Raw genomic sequence first — 17,200 nt, 5'->3', positions numbered from 1 at the left:
TGCTTTTTATCTTGGACGGCAAATGTACGAAAAAGCGGAAAGCTTATGCTTTCTGCTTTTTCGTACATTTACTTCCTTAATATGATAATTGGTATGGTCAACCCGTTAAATCGTCCTGTTCGTGTATTGGTAGCCAAAGTGGGCCTTGATGGCCATGATCGTGGAGCAAAAGTAATTGCCGCAGCACTGCGGGATGCCGGCATGGAAGTAATATATACCGGCCTGCGTCAAACCCCGGAAATGGTGGTAAATGCCGCCCTGCAGGAAGATGTGGATGCCATTGGCATCAGTATCCTTTCCGGCGCCCATATGACCGTATTCCCCAAAATTATTGCCCAGATGAAGGAAAAAGGACTCAATGATGTGTTATTGACCGGTGGGGGCATTATACCGGACGAGGATATGGCAACCCTCCAGGAAATGGGGGTGGGTAAACTCTTCCCTCCGGGTACCAATACCAAGGATATCTCCGAGTATATCACCAGCTGGGTGGCCATTCACAGAAATTTTTAAAAATATTTAGGGATCGCCGTAACATTTCTTTAACCGGGTCGTCTTCAGATTAGTAATCCACCAAATCTAAAAAACCACAACCCGTATTATGAATTATAAGTTACTCCCGCTTTCCCTGGTACTGTTGCTGATTGGTTGTAGCGTGTTTGCACAGGATAAGAAAGATTCAGTCAGCACAGCTGCCACTGATACCACGATAGAGAAAACCGTAGAGAAAACAACTGCCTTTACCCTCATTTTTGGGAAATATCCCAAGCACCGGGAAGGGGTATACGTTACCCACGGTGGAGAGGGCCCATTGCTGTCTTTCGGCTCCATGAAGGATAATGGAGAGCATATCCGTAATATTCCGCGTTTTACGATCTTTTTTAATGTAGGCAGCAATTTCAATAAAGATTTCTCTAAAAACTTCGGCATTTTCACAGGCCTCAATCTTAAAAATATAGGGCTGATCTCCAAACCCACCGATTCCCTGAAGCTGAAACAACGGGTATATACTGTTGGCGTTCCGCTGGGTATTAAGATCGGCGATGTAACCGGAGGCAGCTTTTTCTTTTTTGCCGGTGGTGAAATTGATCTGGCCATTAATTATAAAGAAAAACAATTTGTGGATGGAGACAAGGTCCATAAATTCAACGAATGGTTCAGCGATCGTACACCACTGCTGATGCCTTCTCTTTTTGCGGGAATCAGGGTGAACCCGGGTTTTGGACTGAAAGTACAGTACTACCCCCAGAACTTTTTTAACCAGGACTTCAAAACAAAAGATAAAGGGGGCAACACCGTTTATCCCTATAAAAACCTGGAAGCAAACCTGATTTTTGTAACACTGGGATATAATTTTAGCGGTATTAATTATTTTAAAGTAAAGAAGAAAAGACACTATATGAAGATGAAAAGTGGCAAAGCAGAGTTTGAAGTAAACTATTAAGATAGATAAACGTTATTTTCCGTAACCGGAACTAATTTAATTAGTTCCGGTTTTTTTGTTTTGTCGACAGCCAATAACACCAAAATGGAAACCATATGAAACGAAGTCTTATCTTTTTAGCCACGCTATTATTGTGCTTTGATGCTGCACAAGCCCAGTTTGAAATCGGTGTATCAGGTGGATACAATAAAAATTACCTGCAAACGAGCAGCGGGTACCGGGCCTTTACTAAGTACGATGCATTAAGTGGTTTTGTGGTGGGGATTCCCATACAATATCATTTCAACGACTGGCTGGCCATTCAGGCCGACCCCTCCTACATTCAGAAGAATTATGAGCAAAGCCGGAATCATTTTTTTGACGGGATTTACCAGAGGAGTACCAACACTTACATCCAACTGCCCGTCATGGCCCATTTTTCTTTTGGCGGCAAAAAGCTGAAAGGCTTTTTCAATGCGGGTGGATATGGCGCTTATTGGGCTGGTGGCCGCATAAAAGGTGCGATGGCCAATGTGTTTAACAATGCACCGGATCTTCCGGATAATCAGCAGGTGTATAATTTTTTTCAGTTTGACAAGGCCTATAATTATAACGAGAAATATAACTTCGACAGTCGCCGCGACCGCCGGGTGGAATTTGGTCTTGTAGCCGGTGCCGGTGTAGAATACCTGTTACAGCAGAAATATCGTTTTTTTGTGGAAGCCCGCTACTACTATGGCTTATCTGATCAGCAAAAAAATTACATGATCAACCAGATCCCCCGGTACAACGACACCTATGTCATTCAGGCAGGATGTCTCTTCAACATCAAAAATATCTTTCATTCTTCCCAGGCCTCCGCTGCTGAATAATTTTTTGCTAACCTTTAATAATAATAAGATGAAACATCTTCATAAATATATGATTGCCATCATTGTGCTGTTCTCTGTGACTGCTTGCCGCAAAGAGATTCCACAAATCAATGATCCTTCAAACACCATCTCCGGCAACTTTAGTGAGGTATTTGATTCCTACTGGAATGGCATGAATAATAACTATGTGTTCTGGGATATTGACACGGTGAATTGGGACAATGTGTACAAGCAATATAAACCCTTGTTTGCAAAATTGAATCTGTATGACTCTGTGGATGTAAGAAAAGGATATACTTATTTTAAGCAGATGACCGCTGGGTTGGTGGATTCGCACTACGATCTTACTTTCAATGACTCCTGGCTCGCAGATTCTGCCAGTATAAATCCGGCTTACCAACGTAAATTGGCCAGTCCGGATTATCATGATCCCATCAGCATCTTTAATTTTTATAACGACATTCCTCAAAATTATCTTGATGCCGGGTCCAGGAGAGGTTTTACCAATACAGGCGATGGGAGGCAGTTTGTGGCCGTATCTGGTACTATTAATCAGAATACCTTATATTTCTTTTGCAATGGATTTAGACTGAAAGAGCTGTATAATACAGATACCACGAATGGTGTAAAAAGAGTATTGCAGTATTTCTTTGATAAACTACAGAGCACTACCAACATCAAAGGCGTCATTATTGATGTGCGGGGTAATGGTGGCGGCGCTTTGGCCGATCTTGATTTTTTAGTGGGAAGAATGATAGATAAGCAACTGGATTTTGGCACTACCCGTTCCAAGCAAGGCAATGGCCGCCTCGACTATTCTCCCTGGGCGCCGGCTTTTGTAACTCCGCAGGCAGGGGCACGCAATATTACCGGACCCATAGTTGTGTTGGCGGATGCCTGGTCGGTAAGTATGGCGGAAATGACCACCATGGCTGTAAAAGCTCTCCCCAACGGACATTTTGTAGGAGAGCGTACCTGGGGTGCCAATGGCCCGCTGATCAATAATATATATTTCAACGGTGGACAGTTTAAAACGGATTATATCCAGCTGGCATATACATCTTCCCTGATGCTCAAATACCGTGATGGTAAAATATATGAAGGCATTGGATTTCCTCCGGATGTAGAAGTGAAATATGATGCTGCCGCCCTGGACAGAGGGCAGGATAAGCAGTTGGAGGCGGCTATCGGGCTGATTCGTTAGGTTATTGAATATTGCTTAATATTGAGCAACTAAAAATTCGGCCATGTATCAAACGTTAAGCACACAACTGGAGAATAATATCCTGACGATTACGATCAACCGCCCGGAAAAAATGAATGCGCTCAATCAGCAGGTGCTGGCCGAGTTAGCATTGGTGGTAGACGAAATTTATGGTAACAGGGACATCAAAGGAGCTGTTATTACTGGTTCAGGAGAAAAGGCTTTTGTAGCGGGTGCAGATATCAGTGAGTTTCTTACTTTATCAGATAAACAAGGCGAAGAACTGGCCAAGAAGGGCCATGTGATTTTTCAACGGATAGAAAGCTGCCCCAAGCCCATCATAGCTGCCGTAAATGGTTTCGCCCTGGGGGGCGGTTGTGAACTGGCAATGGCCTGTCATTTCCGCATAGCCAGCGAAAATGCAAAATTCGGGCAGCCGGAAGTAAACCTGGGCCTGATTCCTGGCTACGGCGGTACTCAACGGCTTACACAGCTCATTGGCAAAGGCAAAGCGCTGGAGCTGATGATGACGGGTGATATGATTACTGCAGCAGAAGCGCAGGCCTGGGGCCTCGTTAATCACGTGGTAAAGCTTGAAGAATTGCTGCCCAAAGCCATTTCCATCTTACAAAAAATACAAACAAAGGCACCGCTGGCCATTGCCCGCGTGATTAAATGCGCCAATGCCGCACTGGACAAAAATCAGGACGGATTTGAACTTGAACTGAAGGAATTCGGAGCCTGCTTTGCCACGAAGGATTTACAGGAGGGCGCCGCAGCCTTTATCCAGAAAAGACAAGCGAATTTTAAAGGAGAATAGCTTGCTGCCCTATCCGTAAAGCCGTACTTTTGTACCCTTAAAAGTTTAAGTCATGGAATTCAGAATAGAGAAAGACACAATGGGCGAGGTGAAAGTGCCTGTAAATGCCTATTATGGCGCTCAAACACAGCGCTCCATTGAAAATTTCAAGATCGCCCAGGATATCAACAAAATGCCGAAAGAAATTATCAAGGCATTTGCTTATCTGAAGAAAGCGGCTGCCATCACTAACGTAGAAGCGGGTGTGCTGCCGAAAGAAAAAAGCGATTTGATTGGTCAGGTATGCGATGAAATCCTGGAAGGTAAACTGGATGACCAGTTTCCACTGGTAGTTTGGCAAACCGGTTCCGGTACGCAGTCCAACATGAATGTGAACGAAGTGGTAGCTTACCGCGCACACGTATTACATGGTGGTCAGCTGACAGACAAAGATAAATTTGTTCATCCCAATGATGATGTGAATAAATCTCAGTCTTCCAACGATACCTTCCCTACTGCCATGCACATTGCTGCTTATAAAATGCTGCAGGAAGTAACTATTCCCGGCATTACAAAACTGCGCGATACCCTCGCTAAAAAAGCAGCAGCATTTAAAAACGTAGTGAAAATAGGTCGTACCCACTTCATGGATGCTACTCCGCTTACACTGGGTCAGGAAATCAGCGGCTATGTAGCACAGCTGAACCATGGCTTAAAAGCGATCAACAATTCACTGGCTCACCTGAGTGAACTGGCATTGGGTGGTACTGCAGTTGGTACTGGTATCAATACGCCTAAAGGATATTCCGAGAACGTGGCAAAAAATATTGCCCTGTTAACCGGACTTCCTTTTATCACTGCTGAAAATAAATTTGAAGCACTGGCAGCACATGATGCTATCGTAGAAGCACATGGCGCACTGAAAATGGTAGCAGTAAGTTTAATGAAGATAGCCAACGATATCCGTATGCTGAGCTCCGGCCCACGCGCAGGTATCGGCGAAATTCACATTCCTGATAATGAGCCGGGTTCTTCTATCATGCCAGGTAAAGTAAACCCTACACAGTGCGAAGCTCTCACCATGATTGCTGCACAGGTAATGGGTAACGATGTGACCATCAGCATTGGCGGCTCTAACGGACACTTTGAACTGAACGTGTTTAAACCAGTGATGATCTTCAACTTCCTGCATTCTGCCCGCCTGATTGGCGACGGTTGCGTAAGCTTCAACGACAAATGTGCTGAAGGTATCGAACCTATTGAAGCCAACATCAAAAAACATGTGGAAAATTCCCTCATGCTGGTAACTGCATTAAACACCAAAATCGGCTACTATAAAGCAGCTGAAATTGCGCAGAAAGCCCATAAGGAAGGAACTACTCTCAAAGAAATGGCCGTGAAACTGGGTTATGTAACCCCGGCTGAATTTGATGAATGGGTAGTGCCCGCTCACATGGTAGGAGAAATAAAGTAAGCTATTAGCCTTTAGCTACTAGTTTTTAGTGAAATGCAGTGAGGATTAGAAGTATATAAACTACTTTTATCCCGCTGCATTTTTATTTTTACTAACCAGATACCTGACAGCTCCATGGATATTCTCTTTTATAGTGCCCAGGCTTACGATATAAAGTATTTCAATCAGGCTAATCAGCAGGGAGTGCATCGCTTTCGTTTCCTGGATGCCCCGTTGAATGAAGATAATACTGCACTGATAAAGGAAGAACAGGCGATCTGCATATTTGTAAATGATAAAGCAGATGCCACTGTCATCCAGATATTGAAAGAGAAAGGTATAAAATTAATTGCCCTGCGTTGCGCCGGCTTTAATAATGTAGACCTCAAAGCCGCTGCAGCAGCCGGTATTAAAGTGGTACGGGTACCTGCTTATTCGCCACACGCAGTGGCAGAACATGCCGTAACTTTACTGCTTGCACTCAACCGGAAAATATATAAATCGTATAATCGTGTACGTGATGGCAACTTTACGCTGAACGGACTGGAAGGATTTGATCTCTTTGGCAAAACTATCGGGGTAATAGGTACCGGTAATATAGGCGCCGTATTTTGCCGCATTATGCAGGGTTTTGGTTGCAAGGTATATGCTCATGATATTTATGAACAACCGGCCTTACAGGAAGCAGGTGTGGAATATGTATCTATGGCCACTGTTTTTTCAAAGGCAGATGTGATATCACTACATTGCCCGCTGTTGGAAAGTACCCGCCATATTGTGAATGCAGATACCATTGCTACCATGAAACCCGGCGTAGTATTGATTAATACCAGTCGTGGCGGATTGATTGACACCAAAGCAGTAGTGGAAGCACTCAAAAACGGACATATCGGAGCACTGGGAATAGATGTATATGAACAGGAAGAACACCTGTTTTTTCAGAATTTTTCCGGCAGTATTATCCAGGATGATGTGCTGTCAAGATTAACCACTTTCCCCAACGTAGTGGTAACCGCCCACCAGGGATTTTTTACGAAAGAAGCATTAACACAGATTGCAGAGGTAACGTTAAACAATATACGTAGTTTCGAAAAGGGAGAAGACCTCTTAAATGAGGTGAAGTAGTGTTGTAACGATAGTACGCAAACTCAGGATAATGATGAGGATACCTACCATGATCATGAGAGGTTTTCGTTTAATTTTTCTTACCAGTACTGCTGCAAAAGGAGACGCAATCACGCCGCCAATCACCAGACCCATAATTACCTGCCAACTGGAGATACCTGTAAATATCAGGAAGGTGGCTGCACTGGAAAGGGAGATGAAAAACTCAGCAGCATTCACAGAGCCAATGGTATAATGTACGGTACGGCCCTTGCTCAATAAGGTAGAGGTAACAATCGGTCCCCAGCCTCCGCCGCCAATAGCATCCATAAATCCACCCACAAAGGCCAGCGGTCCCAATCTTTTTGTTTTGCTTTTCCGCTTGTTTTTCTGGATGCCTTTCCGGATCACGATAATACCCAACACAAGTAAATAAGCACTGATAAAGGGTTTTATTACATCGCCATCTATCTTGTCGGATAAGAGATAAGCGCCTGTAATGGCGCCAATCATGCCTGGAATCAACAGGCATAAAAATAGTTTCTTGTTCACATTGCCCAGCTTGAAATGAGCAAACCCAGATGCACCCGTGGTAAATACTTCAGCTACATGTACGCTGGCGCTGCTCACAGAAGGAGATACACCCAGACCCAACAGCAGGGACGAGGAAGTAGCGCCGTAAGCCATGCCCAATGCTCCATCTACCAGTTGTGCACACAGACCAACAATAATATAAAACAACAACTCTGTTGTAAACAACGATTCAATGAACTGGTATACTTTGCCCTGAACAGCAGTGGGCACCTGGAATTGATATAGCACCACCAATACAACGACCGCGATCAGCGATATGCCGGCAATCTGCCACCATTTGTAGTGGGACTGCTGCTTTGCTGTTACTGTGCCTGCTACGGCCGTTGATCGTGTAGTCATATCAGTTACATTGAGAGGTGAAAAAAAACAGCGATGCAGATGGAATATCTGCATCGCCGAAATAATTATCTGTTAATCTTCTTGAAAACATTATCATACGTTACCGTTAAGTAGTACAGTCCGCCGATAGTGGGACCACCCACATACTGAAAGTATTTAGAATTCAGGATGTTGGAGGCTCCCAGTTTAAAAGAGGTATTGATCTTTGGTACGCGGTAGGTAATCTGCGCATCTACGGTGCTGTAAGCAGGTACATCGCCGTTACCAAAGAGGTTCTGCCAGTAGAACGTATTCTGCCAGTGCCATACCACGTTAAAGCCGATATTTTTCACTACGTTACGGTTACCAAGGCTCACGTTGGTAAACCAATCAGGCGTATTAAAACCAGGAATCAATGCATCGTCTTTGGTTTTATCCTGCGCCAGTTTATTGTAGTTGGCGTTGCCACTTACGGTGTAGCCTTTATAGATATCGTAGGTAACAGCGAGGGCAAAGCCGTAGTTGTTTACGGTAGATTTACTATTCGTCCAAACGCGGTAGCGGTCTTGTTGTGCCTTGTCCAGCATCTGGTTCAGTACTGTCTGATCAGGTGTGTTTACGTTACCTGTTTTGGGTACTACTGCTTCTATTTGTCCGATGAAATGTTTGTAGGAGCTATAGTAACCATCCAGATCCACAAATAATTTGTTGTCCAGTAATACGGCTTTATAGCCTGCTTCGAATGAAGTGATCTGTTCCGGAACGATAGGATCCAGGTTAGCAACTTTTAGTATGCCGGCATTTTTTGCAGCAGCAGCATCTTTGGAGATGTGTTCTGCATTGATGGTTTTATTTACCGCTACCCCAAACGCATCTACTGTGCTGGTGAGGAAGGAGTTTTTGAAGTAGCCGAGTCCTTCTTCAATGAAAGCAAGGCCGCCTACACGTCTTACCTGGCCGTTGTTTACGAAGGAGTAAGCTTCAAACAGGGAAGGGAAACGGAATCCATTCTGCCAGGAAACGCGGAAGTTATGTTTGTCTTTAATGCTATAAACCGCCGCAATACGAGGGTTTATTTTACCATCGAACTGCTCATTTTTATCGTAGCGCAGGGAGCCGGTGAGCTTCAGTGCATCGTTGAAAAATGTTTTGCTGATTTGTGCAAAGCCACCATATTTTCCGTACCATATATTTTTGCCGCCTGGTGTGTTACGTTTATCAGCAGGGCGGGAAAAATCTACGAAGTTGTTACCATCCGGGATGATTTCGTAGGTGCGGTAATCCGCGCCTACCAGTACATCGGCGAAGTGGATGTATTTACGCAGGTTCCATGTACCTTCTGTATGGTAGAAACGGCTCCTTTGCAGGAGTGCAGCGCCACCGCTGGTATTGTTAGGGTCTTTGGAAGTAGGGTAAATATCCCAGTCGTTAATGCTTTTAATTTTAGCTACCTGTGCGTCAAAGGCAGGAGTACCCGGCGTCCATCTGCCGGCATCTGCAAAGGCGCGGGCCGCCTGATGAGCTGCAACGAGGTCGGAACCAGCTGTCAGCGCATTGTTTAAGCCGGAGGTATAATCCGCCAGCCATTTTTTATCTGGCTTGAAAGATTTTTCCAGGTTATCAGCCAGTGGGTTCATGTTGTAGGAGTCTCCGGTATTTTCAATGGAGATATAGGATCTTACGGTGAAGTCCGGGTGTACCAGTTCCAGTTTTGCATTTTGCACGGTCACGCCTCTCAGGCCGATACGGTTACCGCGCTGGAAGAATCCGTCCATTTCACCATAACGGTAGGACGCAGATAACTCCAGTTTACGGGGTAAGCGGAAGTTGAAAGAGAAGTCGGCTTTTTTGTTTTTTACGGTGAAATCACCTACTATATCTTTCTCCCAGTAGCCGGTACGGTGTACGTTGTATGCGCGTCCGTCTTTATCGATTACCTGGAGGTTGGAGTTGTCCCCGTATTTATTCCATGCATCGTTAGCGATGTTGTTCGCACCGCTTAGTTGCGGGAAATCGGGGTTGGCTTTTGATTGTGGGGAAAAGTCGCTGTGGTTATCTGCATACCAGTCGGTGCCCTGCATGTAGCTTAGGTTCACCTTCCAGGCAAACCAGGAAGAATAGGCCTGTGCGTAACGTACGGCCGTTTCCGTGAGTAATTTGGCGCCGCCGTTGTCACCTACATGGTTTACCGCTACTTTCTGGTATACACTTACACCCTGGTATTGGAACGGGTTTTTGGTGACGAGGTTAGACATACCATTGATAGCGTTCATACCGTATAAGGCAGAAGATGCACCGGGTGTTACTTCTACGCTGGAAATATCCAGCTCCGTGGGTCCGATGGCGTTACCCAGTGGTACACCCAGTGTGGCTGCCTGGTTGTCCACACCATCTACCAGTTGCATGAAGCGGAAGTTGTTGGGAACGTTGAAGCCACGGGTATTGAATACTTTGAACGTCAGACCTGCAGTGGTCATTTGTACACCTTTCAGGTTGCCGAGGGCGTCATAAAAGGTAGAAGACGGCGTTTCCTTCAAAGCCCGGATGTCCAGCTTTTCGATGGCTACCGGGGAGCGGAGCAACTTTTCCTGCTGACGGGAGGCAGATACAACTACCTCATTTACCAGCAGTGATTGCGTATATAACTGGATAGCCAGTTTGCTGCTGCTGCTTTTTACATCAAATTCCTGGGGTTGATAGCCTATCAGCCTGAATACAAGTTTCAGTGGGAATTTGGCGTTGGTGGTTACTTCAAAATGGCCTTTGGCGTCTGTTTGTGAGCCAAAAGAAGTGCCTTTGATCTGAACAGATGCGCCGGGAAGGGCATTGCCATGGTCATCTGTAATAGTGCCCTGAATTACATAAGAGCCATTGAGCTGTGCCTGTACTAGTACCGGACTGAATACCAATATTGCAAAAAGGTATTTTGCCAGTATAGGTAAGAACTTTTGCATAGTGTTGTCAACATTATAGATTCTGGAAAGATAAAATTGATAAGGGGATGTAAACCGTTGTCGTGCCTCAACATCGGGTAGTAGCAGCTTGTTTTGTAAAAGTCATTATCATATAGTCTATAGAATTAGTAGACAAATATAGTCCGGGTATTTTTCATTTCAAAGCAAATAGGCGTATTTATTGGAAAATTGCAGTGGGGATGATTGTAACCGCGCCGCAGCGGGCGCTTTAACCCATTGGGAATGAGGACGTACCGGGCTGGAGGCTGTATCGGAAATTTTTTTAACTGGAGAGGAAAGGAATCATCCGGAAAGGTGATGATTTGGAATAATGGCCTGTCCCTAAAAAAGAAAGCGTTCGCCAACGGCGAACGCTTCTCCCTATAAATATTTATAAAAAAAGTTAAGCTACATGATCCTTTGCCACTGGCTGTTCTATCTCTTTAGGCTGCATGTGTTTGCCGAAAAAGCGTTTCTGGAACAACAGGATAGCCACTACGCCAGTGGAAATAGCTGCATCTGCTACGTTGAATACCGGGCGGAAAAATACGAAATAATCGCCTCCTTTGAATGGCAGCCACTTGGGCAAATAGCCTTCATAGATGGGAAAATACAGCATATCCACTACCCGACCGTGTAAAAAGCTGCCATATCCACCGCCGGAAGGCATAAACTTAGCTACTTCGTAACCTACGCTGTCGTTGAAGATCAAACCATAAAACATACTGTCTATCAGGTTGCCGGCTGCACCAGCCAGAATCAGGGAACCGCAGATCAGCAGGCCGGTACTGTACTTTTCTTTAATAAGTTTCTTCATGTACACGAACCCTACCACCACCGCTACTAAGCGGAACATGGTAAGCAGAATCTTGCCAAAGTCTCCTCCAAACTTAAGCCCATAGGCCATTCCTTCGTTCTCAATAAAATGGATCCGGAACCAATTGGGGAAAATCACAAATTCCTGCTGCATAAACATATGCGTTTTGATCCAGAACTTCAGGGTCTGGTCAATGGCGAGGATCAGGATAACGATAAATACTACGTGACGATATTTCAACTGATATTAGAATTTTATCAAAAATAATAGTTTATTTCAAAGTCGAAGCCTGCAATATCATTATTCCTGGAAATATACCCTTTTTACCCGCTGTGAAATTCCTGTTAATATTTCATAGGGAATGGTTTCAGCCCAGGCGGAGAGCTCCTGTACGGACAAATCCTGGCCAAAAACAATCGCTTCATCCCCTTCTTCCACATCCGGAATATGTGTTACATCCAGCATCAGCATATCCATGGCTACTACGCCTACTACAGGCGCCAGTTTGCCCCGTACCAGCATTTTGCCCACGCCCTTACCCAATCTTCTTGGATAACCATCGGCATAGCCGATACGCACGGTAGCCGTAACGGATGGGCCTTTGGCCACCCAGGTGGCGCCATAACCCACGGAATCGCCTGCATCCAGGTGCTTTAACTGCGCAACGGTGGTTTTCAGGGTACTTACATTACGGAGCTGATCCTGCATACCATTGCTGCTGTCGATACCATACATGCCGATGCCTAACCGGACCATATCCAGCTGTAAATCAGGATGGCGGGTAATAGCAGCACTATTGGAAATATGACGGATCACCGCATAGCCCAGTGCTTTCTGCAATTCATGGCTCATATCATAAAACAACCGGCCCTGCTGCTGTGTGAACGCATCCTTCTCCGGATCTTCGCTCGCGGCCAGGTGGCTGAATATGGATTGTACTTTCATTAACGGGGTGGCCGTCAGGATCTGCGCCAGTTCTGCAATTTCACTTTTCACAAAGCCCAGTCTGTGCATACCTGTGTCCAGTTTAATATGAACAGGGAAATCTGTTTTGCCCGCTGCAGTTACTTCTTCCATAAACTGCAGTAATATCTGCATGGAATAAATTTCCGGTTCCAGGTTCCAGTGAAGAATGGCGTCAAAACTGGCTGGCTCAGGATTCATCACCATAATAGGCATGGTAATACCTGCTCTCCTTAACTCCACACCTTCATCCGCATAGGCTACCGCGAGATAGTCAACGCCATGAAACTGCAGGAGATTGGCTATCTCAAAACTACCGCTACCATAGGAAAATGCTTTCACCATGGCCATTAATTTGGTATTAGGCTTTAACAGCGACTGATACAGCTTTACGTTATGTGATATAGCGGTCAGGTTAATCTCCAGGATAGTCTGATGTGCTTTCTGCTCCAGCAGTTTGCCGATACGTTCAAATTGAAATATGCGGGAACCTTTTACCAGTATGGTTTCATTCTGGAAGTCGTCCGCATTAAACTGTTGTATATATTCATCAGTAGTAGTAAAGAACTGTGTTTTCAGTCCTTCTATCTGCTGAAAGCTTTTCTTTTCACGGCCAATGTTTTTACCAATGGCAAGCAATTTATTGATGCCTTTTTTCTGTAACAGATCCGCTACTTCTTCATAGAGGGTAGCATCACTCTTGCCACTTTGCAGGATATCGCTGAGAATAACAGTACGGGTAGCGTGCTGTTGCTGCTGTTGCAGGAAGTCCAGGGCAATGGTTAAAGAACCCAGATCCAGGCTGTAGCTGTCGTTGATAACAGAACAGTTATTAATACCCTGCTTCAGTTCAAGTCGCATAGCGATGTTGCTCAACTGATCCATCCGTTGTTGTATCACCGTTTGTTCCTTGCCCAGGTAGAGCATCAGTGCGGCGCAGTGAATGGCATTTTCAATAGAGCCTTCATCCACAAAAGGAATAGTGAAGTGAAGTGGTTCCTGCTTGTACAGGGCATCTATGCGGGTATGGTTATCTTTTTTATCTACGCTGGTCACGCGCAGGTCGGCATCTGTTTTCCTGGACCAGGAGAACAATTCAGGACCACCTTCCTGGTTTTCCTTTTTACCTACCTGGTTATGAAAGGCCAGCACACACTCATTCAGGGCAAGATAATCTTTGCAGTAAATGAGGATATCGCTTTTGGCAAATAATACCAGCTTCTCATTGATCTTCTGCCGGATATTTAAAAATCCTTCACTGTGGGCTTCACCGATGTTGGTGAAAATGCCGATAGTAGGACGGATAATCTTTTCCAGGTTCACCATTTCACCGGGTTGTGAAATGCCCGCTTCAAAGATAGCCAGCTGGTGTTCCGGCTTCATTTGCCATACAGACAAGGGGACGCCGATCTGGGAGTTATAACTTTTAGGACTGCGTACAATGTTGTAATCCTTTTCCAGTAACTGGTACAGCCATTCCTTCACAATGGTTTTTCCATTGCTGCCGGTAATGCCAATAACAGGGATATGAAAATGGTGACGGTGAAAGGCCACCAGTGCATGCAAGGCTTGTAATGTATCTTTTACCAGGATGAAAGTGGCTTTTGGATATTTTTCCAGTGGCACAGGTTCACTCACAATAAAATTACTCACTCCCTTGCGGTACAATTCTTCAATGTATTGATGCGCATTGCGCCGTGGGCTAACCAAAGAAATGAACAGAGATGTTTCGGGGAAGCTGAGCTTCCTGCTGTCCAATAAAAGATGGTCAATTTCAGTAAATCCGGTCTCTTGCAACAATTCCCCTTTCAAAGTCTTGTTGATGCTTGCTGCGTTATACACGTTTATCAGGTTTGAATAATCACTTAGCGGCCGCAAAAACATTGTCTACAGCTGCTTTTTACTTCTCTTCTGCTTCCGGTAATTTTTTCTTCTCATGATAGAGAGAATAGAGGATGGAACCTCCAAGGCATAGTATAATTACGATTAACGATACATATACCGGTATGTGAATATAATACTTTGCCAATACGGGTATGTGAACGAAAGATTCTATGAGCATTTTCAGTCCAATGAAAATAAGCACAATTGCAATACCCTGAGGCAGATAATCAAATTTATCTACCGCTCCCCTCAGTAAAAAGAATAAGGACCTGAGTCCTAATACCGCAAATATATTGGAGGTATACACCACTACTGGTTCTTTCGATATGGCAAATACAGCTGGAATAGAATCCAGTGCAAATATAATATCAGTGACCGCGAGCATTACCACTACTAATGATAACGTGGTGAGATACGCCTTATTATGTTTACGAATAACAAAACGCCCTTTTGGCTCTTCTGTTGTTACCCGCATATATTTATTCATGAACCGGTAAGCAAAATTTTCTTCCGGTTTGAATTCATCATCACTGTTGGCGGTAAACATTTTGTAACCGGTATACAGCAGAAATGCGCCAAAAATATACAGGATCCACTCGAACTGCTGTATCAGCACTACGCCAACACTGATAAAGATCGCCCTGAAAACAATCGCCAATATGATACCGATCAGTAACACCCGGGCATAGTATTCTTCTTTTATCTTAAAAAAACCAAATATGAGAATGAATACAAAAATATTATCCATGGATAATGACTTCTCCATCAGATAAGCACTCATAAAACTGACTGCCTTTTCAGAACCATCAACAATCCACATGAATCCAAAAAACAAAACGGAAAGGCCTACCCAGAAAATGCTTTGCCATAGCGCGGTTTTGATACTAGTCTTCTCGTTTTTTTTACTAAATAAACCAAGATCAAAAATTAATGCAATGACTACCACAATAAAGAATATGAGATAGGTCCATTGTATGGATGTCATGTGACGATTTTTTTTTATGAAGGAGCAAAGATAAGAAAACGGCTGTTAGCATTTAGGAGTTAGCTTTTAGTGTTTCTGCCAAAGATTGTGTATAGAAACGCTAAAAGCTAATATGTTGGCGGTATTAATCTGCGAATTTCCGTTGCCGCACAAACTGGAAAACCATTGCGAACAACAGTACCAGCCCAATAGGTACCAGGAAGCAGATCACCTGCCACTTGGTTTTTTCCTGTCTGATTTTTTCGTTATCAAGCAGGCGCAGCGTCAGTTCTTTGTTGCGCGCTTCCATGATGCCACTGTTACCACTGAGGTATTCCAGGCAGTTGAGGAAAAACTCTTTATTGGCAAAGGCAAAGCCCGGGTTAAATTCGTTGATACCCATTTGTAATGGGCCTTCTTTACGGGATACAGCGTTGGCAATCAAATCACCGTCACTCACTACAATCATCTTGTTAATGGTATCGGTAACATCCCGGAAAGGCTTGCCGGATGCCCGTTGCAGCTCACTTACTACTGCGGGATCCTGACGGTTATGGAATAAAGATGTAAAGTGTCCTTCCAGTAAAACAGCCGTTGGTATATACTGTTGACGGTATTCACGGGGATTGGGTTGTGTTTTTACCACGTCCCAGCTGATTTCCGCCGGCAGCCTGGTAGTACGACTGTTGTGGGAAGTGGTCAGTAAAATAGTTTTCCTGATAGCGTCATTTTTTATCGTGTCTATAGAACTCACAAAACGACTCAGCACCATATCCAGGTTTTTTACAATAGGATGTGCTTTGGTAGGCATGAGCATCGGAAAGTAGGGAAACGGTACCGGCTGTATCTGTGGCCGGTTGCCTACGTTGCCTACCACCAGTGGCACTACATCACTCTGCAGATCCATCACCAGGTCCTGGTTAATACGCACACCATAGCGGAACAGCAGATCTTCCAGGTTTAATCCACGATCAACAGCCGCAAATTCATTGTGTTGATGTAAGCTGTCCATGGTAGCGCTGGACTCGTCAATAAACCACAGCACTTTACCGCCATTCATCACATATTGATCTATTTTGAGTTTGTCTGCATCGCTGAAAGCGCCGGCAGGCTTGGCAAAGAGGATCACATCAAATTCGGGTGAAATAAAGGAGGCGGCCTGTAAAGTAAGTGTATCCAGTGCGTAGTTGGTTTGCAGGGTGCTCAGCGCATCATATACTTCTGCTCCTAATGATTCACCATGTCCGAGCATATACCCTACGAGTGGCTTTTCTTTTTCCTGCAATTTGCTGATAGCGTTGGCAAACTGGTATTCCAGCAAAGCTTCCGAGTTGTTCATGGTTTGCAGCGGATCTTGTCCTCCCTGGTTCTTTAACAGGTTTACCCCCATCGTTTTCCCTTTATAATGCACCAGTGCACCGGGGAAAATGAGTTTTTCCGCGAAGCCGTCATTGGCCTCCTGCTGTACTTTCATATTAAAAGGCATGATGCCCTGCGCCGTCAGTTCTCCGAGGAACTTCATGCGGGCAGTATCTGTCATGCCCTGTCCGGGATTGATAAAAGTAAACCGTAGGTTTTGTTTGCCATATTCACGGAACTCTTCCAGTAATTCGGTAGTGGCCTGTGCCAACTGCCGGAAGCTGGCGGGATAATCGCCTTTCAGGAAAACTTCAATATCAACCGGACTGTCCAGCTTCCGCAGCATTTGCCGCGTATTGTTGGTGAGTGTATATCTTTTTTCGCTTGTCAGATCCCATCTGCTATGAAAGTAAGCGGCTGCTATATTAATGCCCGTGAGTACCAGTATTACTGCTATTGCACGTTGTATGTATTTTTTTCGTGTAGCCATAT

The 17,200-nt window shown here is 44.7% G+C and carries 13 protein-coding genes; 7 read left to right on the top strand and 6 right to left on the bottom strand.

What is annotated here, in order from left to right; genetic code table 11:
- The first annotated feature begins 93 nt into the window (after positions 1–93).
- From AC1DCV_RS11945 to AC1DCV_RS11915, 7 genes are all read left to right on the top strand, one after another.
- Complete coding sequence (locus AC1DCV_RS11945) at positions 94–513, top strand: cobalamin B12-binding domain-containing protein (RefSeq protein WP_477023390.1); 420 nt, start codon at positions 94–96, stop codon at positions 511–513.
- A gap of 88 nt (positions 514–601) precedes the next feature.
- Positions 602–1,444: a hypothetical protein gene (locus tag AC1DCV_RS11940; protein WP_477023389.1), complete on the top strand. Its 843-nt coding sequence runs from the start codon at positions 602–604 to the stop codon at positions 1,442–1,444.
- 95 nt (positions 1,445–1,539) lie between these two features.
- Entirely contained in the window at positions 1,540–2,295 is a 756-nt protein-coding gene (locus tag AC1DCV_RS11935; RefSeq protein WP_477023388.1) for a porin family protein, read from the top strand.
- Between the two features lie 28 nt (positions 2,296–2,323).
- Complete coding sequence (locus AC1DCV_RS11930) at positions 2,324–3,499, top strand: S41 family peptidase (protein WP_477023387.1); 1,176 nt, start codon at positions 2,324–2,326, stop codon at positions 3,497–3,499.
- Positions 3,500–3,542: 43 nt separating this feature from the next.
- The gene (locus tag AC1DCV_RS11925) at positions 3,543–4,319 is read left to right on the top strand and encodes an enoyl-CoA hydratase/isomerase family protein (RefSeq protein ID WP_477023386.1); all 777 of its coding nucleotides are present in this window, start codon (positions 3,543–3,545) and stop codon (positions 4,317–4,319) included.
- Between the two features lie 52 nt (positions 4,320–4,371).
- Positions 4,372–5,772, top strand: coding sequence for a class II fumarate hydratase (fumC, locus tag AC1DCV_RS11920; protein ID WP_477023385.1), 1,401 nt, complete (start codon positions 4,372–4,374; stop codon positions 5,770–5,772).
- Between the two features lie 114 nt (positions 5,773–5,886).
- The gene (locus AC1DCV_RS11915; RefSeq protein WP_477023384.1) at positions 5,887–6,876 is read left to right on the top strand and encodes a 2-hydroxyacid dehydrogenase; all 990 of its coding nucleotides are present in this window, start codon (positions 5,887–5,889) and stop codon (positions 6,874–6,876) included.
- Here the strand turns inward: AC1DCV_RS11915 and AC1DCV_RS11910 are convergent.
- The 6 genes from AC1DCV_RS11910 to gldG form a co-directional block, all read right to left on the bottom strand.
- Entirely contained in the window at positions 6,859–7,788 is a 930-nt protein-coding gene (locus AC1DCV_RS11910) for a sulfite exporter TauE/SafE family protein (protein ID WP_477023383.1), read from the bottom strand. The genes AC1DCV_RS11915 and AC1DCV_RS11910 overlap by 18 nt on opposite strands.
- Before the next feature lie 65 nt (positions 7,789–7,853).
- On the bottom strand, positions 7,854–10,721 hold the full coding sequence (locus AC1DCV_RS11905; RefSeq protein ID WP_477023382.1) for a TonB-dependent receptor: 2,868 nt from the start codon (positions 10,719–10,721) through the stop codon (positions 7,854–7,856).
- 403 nt (positions 10,722–11,124) lie between these two features.
- Complete coding sequence (locus tag AC1DCV_RS11900) at positions 11,125–11,778, bottom strand: lipoprotein signal peptidase (protein ID WP_441573212.1); 654 nt, start codon at positions 11,776–11,778, stop codon at positions 11,125–11,127.
- A gap of 60 nt (positions 11,779–11,838) precedes the next feature.
- Positions 11,839–14,343 (bottom strand): bifunctional UDP-N-acetylmuramoyl-tripeptide:D-alanyl-D-alanine ligase/alanine racemase, encoded by a 2,505-nt coding sequence (locus AC1DCV_RS11895; RefSeq protein WP_477023381.1) that lies wholly within the window; start codon positions 14,341–14,343, stop codon positions 11,839–11,841.
- Positions 14,344–14,401: 58 nt separating this feature from the next.
- Positions 14,402–15,370: a TerC/Alx family metal homeostasis membrane protein gene (locus tag AC1DCV_RS11890; protein ID WP_477023380.1), complete on the bottom strand. Its 969-nt coding sequence runs from the start codon at positions 15,368–15,370 to the stop codon at positions 14,402–14,404.
- A gap of 124 nt (positions 15,371–15,494) precedes the next feature.
- On the bottom strand, positions 15,495–17,198 hold the full coding sequence (gene gldG, locus AC1DCV_RS11885) for a gliding motility-associated ABC transporter substrate-binding protein GldG (protein WP_477023379.1): 1,704 nt from the start codon (positions 17,196–17,198) through the stop codon (positions 15,495–15,497).
- Between the last annotated feature and the right edge of the window lie 2 nt (positions 17,199–17,200).

The organism is Chitinophaga sp. 10T418 (assembly GCF_056394125.1).
Note: the sequence above shows the minus strand (reverse complement) of the source record. Positions and strands in the feature narration are given on the sequence as shown.

Bases quoted from the DNA above. Each gene is read 5' to 3' on its own strand.
- AC1DCV_RS11930 (WP_477023387.1), top strand. From the start codon at position 2,324: ATGAAACATCTTCATAAATATATGATTGCCATCATTGTGCTGTTCTCT.
- AC1DCV_RS11910 (WP_477023383.1), bottom strand. From the start codon at position 7,788: ATGACTACACGATCAACGGCCGTAGCAGGCACAGTAACAGCAAAGCAG.
- fumC (WP_477023385.1), top strand. From the start codon at position 4,372: ATGGAATTCAGAATAGAGAAAGACACAATGGGCGAGGTGAAAGTGCCT.
- AC1DCV_RS11915 (WP_477023384.1), top strand. From the start codon at position 5,887: ATGGATATTCTCTTTTATAGTGCCCAGGCTTACGATATAAAGTATTTC.
- AC1DCV_RS11945 (WP_477023390.1), top strand. From the start codon at position 94: ATGGTCAACCCGTTAAATCGTCCTGTTCGTGTATTGGTAGCCAAAGTG.
- AC1DCV_RS11890 (WP_477023380.1), bottom strand. From the start codon at position 15,370: ATGACATCCATACAATGGACCTATCTCATATTCTTTATTGTGGTAGTC.
- AC1DCV_RS11925 (WP_477023386.1), top strand. From the start codon at position 3,543: ATGTATCAAACGTTAAGCACACAACTGGAGAATAATATCCTGACGATT.
- AC1DCV_RS11940 (WP_477023389.1), top strand. From the start codon at position 602: ATGAATTATAAGTTACTCCCGCTTTCCCTGGTACTGTTGCTGATTGGT.
- gldG (WP_477023379.1), bottom strand. From the start codon at position 17,198: ATGGCTACACGAAAAAAATACATACAACGTGCAATAGCAGTAATACTG.
- AC1DCV_RS11935 (WP_477023388.1), top strand. From the start codon at position 1,540: ATGAAACGAAGTCTTATCTTTTTAGCCACGCTATTATTGTGCTTTGAT.
- AC1DCV_RS11905 (WP_477023382.1), bottom strand. From the start codon at position 10,721: ATGCAAAAGTTCTTACCTATACTGGCAAAATACCTTTTTGCAATATTG.